Source organism: Escherichia sp. E3659 (assembly GCF_005781135.1).
GTDB lineage: Bacteria > Pseudomonadota > Gammaproteobacteria > Enterobacterales > Enterobacteriaceae > Escherichia.
Map to the genome: position 1 here is coordinate 1 of NZ_VATQ01000035.1, position 4,338 is coordinate 4,338.

The 4,338-nt window shown below is 47.3% G+C and carries 4 protein-coding genes, 4 tRNA genes, 1 rRNA gene and 1 pseudogene; 8 read left to right on the forward strand and 2 right to left on the reverse strand.

What is annotated here, in order from left to right; genetic code table 11:
- Window positions 1-66: 66 nt before the first annotated feature.
- From rrf to birA, 3 genes are all read left to right on the forward strand, one after another.
- Window positions 67-182: ribosomal RNA gene (rrf, locus tag FEK47_RS20395) — 5S ribosomal RNA — on the forward strand.
- A 134-nt stretch (window positions 183-316) separates the two neighbouring features.
- Window positions 317-1,345 carry a UDP-N-acetylmuramate dehydrogenase gene (gene murB / locus FEK47_RS20400; RefSeq protein WP_130210845.1) on the forward strand — a complete coding sequence of 343 codons (1,029 nt, stop codon included), beginning with the start codon at window positions 317-319 and terminating at the stop codon, window positions 1,343-1,345.
- Window positions 1,342-2,307, forward strand: coding sequence for a bifunctional biotin--[acetyl-CoA-carboxylase] ligase/biotin operon repressor BirA (gene birA, locus FEK47_RS20405; protein ID WP_135486835.1), 966 nt, complete (start codon window positions 1,342-1,344; stop codon window positions 2,305-2,307). Before murB ends, birA begins: the two co-directional genes overlap by 4 nt.
- Before the next feature lie 28 nt (window positions 2,308-2,335).
- Here the strand turns inward: birA and coaA are convergent, their stop codons facing one another.
- A complete protein-coding gene (coaA, locus tag FEK47_RS20410; protein ID WP_000023076.1) occupies window positions 2,336-3,286 on the reverse strand; it encodes a type I pantothenate kinase in 951 nt (316 codons plus the stop codon).
- 192 nt (window positions 3,287-3,478) lie between these two features.
- A pseudogene (locus tag FEK47_RS25775) lies at window positions 3,479-3,629 on the reverse strand (hypothetical protein); the annotation flags it as partial.
- A 19-nt stretch (window positions 3,630-3,648) separates the two neighbouring features.
- Between FEK47_RS25775 and FEK47_RS20415 the strand changes: the two are divergent.
- From FEK47_RS20415 to FEK47_RS20435, 5 genes are all read left to right on the forward strand, one after another.
- Window positions 3,649-3,724 (forward strand) — tRNA-Thr (locus FEK47_RS20415).
- Window positions 3,725-3,732: 8 nt separating this feature from the next.
- Window positions 3,733-3,817 (forward strand) — tRNA-Tyr (locus tag FEK47_RS20420).
- A gap of 116 nt (window positions 3,818-3,933) precedes the next feature.
- Window positions 3,934-4,008: transfer RNA gene (locus FEK47_RS20425), tRNA-Gly, on the forward strand.
- A gap of 6 nt (window positions 4,009-4,014) precedes the next feature.
- Window positions 4,015-4,090, forward strand: a tRNA-Thr gene (locus FEK47_RS20430).
- Window positions 4,091-4,204: 114 nt separating this feature from the next.
- The coding region (locus FEK47_RS20435) for a GTP-binding protein (protein WP_000031653.1) at window positions 4,205-4,338 on the forward strand (134 nt) is incomplete at its 3' end.

A 4,338-nucleotide genomic window follows, 5' to 3' on the forward strand; every position in this document is an offset into this window, starting at 1 on the left:
CATCGATAAGTAAGCTTGATACAGATTAAATTAACCGGCGACAAGCGGGTTAATAAACAGAATTTGCCTGGCGGCCGTAGCGCGGTGGTCCCACCTGACCCCATGCCGAACTCAGAAGTGAAACGCCGTAGCGCCGATGGTAGTGTGGGGTCTCCCCATGCGAGAGTAGGGAACTGCCAGGCATCAAATAAAGCAGAAGGCCATCCGTCAGGATGGCCTTTTTGCGTTTCTACAAACTCTTCCTGTCGTCATATCTACAAGCCATCCCCCCGCAGATACGGTAAACTAGCCTCGTTTTTGCATCAGGAAAGCAGCTATGAACCACTCCTTAAAACCCTGGAACACATTTGGCATTGATCATAATGCTCAGCACATTGTATGTGCCGAAGACGAACAACAATTACTCAATGCCTGGCAGCATGCAACCGCAGAAGGACAACCCGTCCTTATTCTGGGTGAAGGAAGTAATGTACTTTTTCTGGAAGACTATCGCGGTACGGTGATCATCAACCGGATCAAAGGTATCGAAATTCATGATGAACCTGATGCGTGGTATTTACATGTAGGAGCCGGAGAAAACTGGCATCGCCTGGTAAAATACACTTTGCAGGAAGGTATGCCTGGTCTGGAAAATCTGGCATTAATTCCTGGTTGTGTTGGTTCATCACCTATCCAGAATATTGGGGCTTATGGCGTAGAATTACAGCGAGTTTGCGCATATGTTGACTGTGTTGAACTGGCGACAGGCAAGCAAGAGCGTTTAACAGCTAAAGAGTGCCGTTTTGGCTATCGCGACAGTATTTTTAAACATGAATACCAGGACCGCTTCGCCATTGTAGCCGTAGGTCTGCGTCTGCCAAAAGAGTGGCAACCTGTACTAACGTATGGTGACTTAACTCGTCTGGATCCTACAACAGTAACGCCACAGCAAGTATTTGATGCGGTGTGTCATATGCGCACCACCAAACTCCCTGACCCAAAAGTGAATGGCAATGCCGGTAGTTTCTTCAAAAACCCTGTTGTATCTGCCGAAACGGCTAAAGCATTACTGGCACAATTTCCAACAGCACCAAATTACCCTCAGGCGGATGGTTCAGTAAAACTGGCAGCAGGTTGGCTTATCGATCAGTGCCAGCTAAAAGGGATGCAAATGGGTGGGGCTGCGGTGCACCGTCAACAGGCGTTAGTTCTCATTAATGAAGACAATGCAAAAAGCGAAGATGTCGTGCAACTGGCACATCATGTAAGACAGAAAGTGGGTGAAAAATTTAATGTCTGGCTTGAGCCAGAAGTTCGCTTTATTGGTGCATCAGGTGAAGTTAGCGCAGTGGAGACGATTTCATGAAGGATAATACCGTTCCACTGAAATTAATCGCGCTGTTAGCGAATGGTGAATTTCACTCTGGCGAGCAGCTGGGTGACATGTTAGGAATGAGCCGGGCGGCTATTAATAAACACATTCAGACACTGCGTGACTGGGGCGTGGATGTCTTTACCGTTCCGGGTAAAGGATACAGCCTGCCTGAGCCCATCCAGTTACTTAATGCTGAACAGATATTGAGTCTGCTGGATGGCGGTAGTGTAGCCGTGCTGCCAGTGATTGACTCCACGAATCAGTATCTCCTTGACCGTATCGGAGAGCTTAAATCGGGCGATGCCTGCGTTGCAGAATACCAGCAGGCTGGCCGTGGTCGCCGTGGTCGGAAATGGTTTTCGCCTTTTGGCGCAAACTTATATTTGTCGATGTTCTGGCGTCTGGAACAAGGCCCGGCGGCGGCGATTGGTTTAAGTCTGGTTATCGGTATCGTGATGGCGGAAGTATTACGCAAGCTGGGTGCAGATAAAGTTCGTGTTAAATGGCCTAATGACCTCTATCTGCAGGATCGCAAGCTGGCAGGCATTCTTGTGGAGCTGACTGGCAAAACCGGCGATGCGGCGCAAATAGTCATTGGCGCCGGGATCAACATGGCAATGCGTCGTGTTGAAGAGAGTGTCGTTAATCAGGGGTGGATCACGCTGCAGGAAGCGGGGATCAATCTCGATCGTAATACGTTGGCGGCCATGCTAATACGTGAATTACGCGCGGCGCTGGAACTCTTCGAGCAAGAAGGATTGGCACCTTATCTTTCTCGCTGGGAAAAGCTGGATAATTTTATTAATCGCCCAGTGAAACTTATCATTGGTGATAAAGAAATATTTGGCATTTCACGCGGAATAGACAAACAGGGCGCTTTATTGCTTGAGCAGGATGGAATAATAAAACCCTGGATGGGCGGTGAAATATCCCTGCGTAGTGCAGAAAAATAAGAAAGGGGAGCATTAGCTCCCCTGAAAATTATTTGCGTAGTCTGACCTCTTCTACCGCATGATTAGCACTCTTTGTCAGGATTAAACTGGCGCGCTCACGAGTAGGTAAAATATTTTGCTTTAAGTTCAGCCAGTTGATCTCTTTCCACAACGTCATGGCAGTCTTAATCGCTTCTTCTTTAGTTAATTTCGCGTAGTTATGAAAATAGGAATCCGGGTCTGTAAAAGCCCCTTCGCGGAATTTCAGAAAACGGTTGATATACCATGTCTGAAGTAAGTCTTCCGGAGCATCAACATATATCGAAAAATCGACAAAATCAGAAACAAATACATGATGTGGATCGTGTGGATAATCCATCCCGCTCTGTAAGACATTTAACCCTTCAAGAATTAAAATATCAGGCTGAACAACAGTTTTATCTCCATCCGGGATCACATCATAAATAAGATGCGAGTAAACAGGTGCTGTAACGTTTGGCACGCCGGACTTGAGATCGGAAACAAACTTCACCAGACGATGCATATCATACGATTCCGGGAAGCCTTTCTTCTTCATCAGGCCACGTTCTTTAAGCACTTTGTTGGGATGAAGAAAACCATCGGTGGTGATCAGTTCAACACGACGGTGTTCCGGCCAACGGCTTAATAGTGCCTGTAACACACGAGCAGTCGTACTTTTCCCTACCGCGACGCTACCAGCAATACTAATAATGTAAGGAATGCGTTGTCCGTTAGTGCCAAGAAACTGTTCCAGAACAGCCTGACGGCGCAGGTTCGAGCTTATATAGAAGTTCAGCAAACGCGATAAAGGCAAATAAATCTCGGCAACTTCTTCTAACGAGAGATCTTCATTTATACCTTTGAGACGGGCGATCTCATCTTCCGATAACGTCATAGGTACGGAATCACGCAGAGCTGCCCACTGGTTGCGGTCAAACTGTAGGTAAGGCGTCATTAACGTTTGCTCTTTTATACTCATAAGCATGTTTCTGGCGGTCATAGCTCTATCGGCAAAGCGATATTTGCCATGGCGCGTCACAGTTCTGTTGAATGGGTTAATGGGCAGGAGGGTAACACCAGATGGGGAGGAATAATAAGAAAAAATCTCTTCCAGGAAGCTATCGTTGAAAAGCAATGTGACAGATATTCCATCTGATAAAAAGAATTGTGTTTTAGCTGGCGCGCATTGTTAATGCAGAGTGATGCTGAAAAAGTATGCTAATCTGCTCGCAATTCGGCTGTTTATTCATCGTGTCGCGCAAAATGTGACCAATAAAACAAATTATGCAATTTTTTAGTTGCATGAACTCGCATGTCTCCATAGAATGCGCGCTACTTGATGCCGACTTAGCTCAGTAGGTAGAGCAACTGACTTGTAATCAGTAGGTCACCAGTTCGATTCCGGTAGTCGGCACCATCAAGTCCGGTGGGGTTCCCGAGCGGCCAAAGGGAGCAGACTGTAAATCTGCCGTCACAGACTTCGAAGGTTCGAATCCTTCCCCCACCACCAATTTCGGCCACGCGATGGCGTAGCCCGAGACGATAAGTTCGCTTACCGGCTCGAATAAAGAGAGCTTCTCTCGATATTCAGTGCAGAATGAAAATCAGGTAGCCGAGTTCCAGGATGCGGGCATCGTATAATGGCTATTACCTCAGCCTTCCAAGCTGATGATGCGGGTTCGATTCCCGCTGCCCGCTCCAAGATGTGCTGATATAGCTCAGTTGGTAGAGCGCACCCTTGGTAAGGGTGAGGTCGGCAGTTCGAATCTGCCTATCAGCACCACTTCTTTTCTCCTCCCTGTTTTTTCCTTCTGTTTATTGCATTCAACAAGTCGGGCATGTTGCCTGGTTGATGTGGTGATATCACCGATTTATCCGTGTCTTAGAGGGACAATCGATGTCTAAAGAAAAGTTTGAACGTACAAAACCGCACGTTAACGTCGGTACTATCGGCCACGTTGACCATGGTAAAACAACGCTGACCGCTGCAATCACTACCGTACTGGCTAAAACCTACGGCGGTGCTGCTCG

Coding starts and splice junctions, on each gene's coding strand:
- murB (WP_130210845.1), top strand. CDS start 317: ATGAACCACTCCTTAAAACCCTGGAACACATTTGGCATTGATCATAAT.
- birA (WP_135486835.1), top strand. CDS start 1,342: ATGAAGGATAATACCGTTCCACTGAAATTAATCGCGCTGTTAGCGAAT.
- coaA (WP_000023076.1), bottom strand. CDS start 3,286: ATGAGTATAAAAGAGCAAACGTTAATGACGCCTTACCTACAGTTTGAC.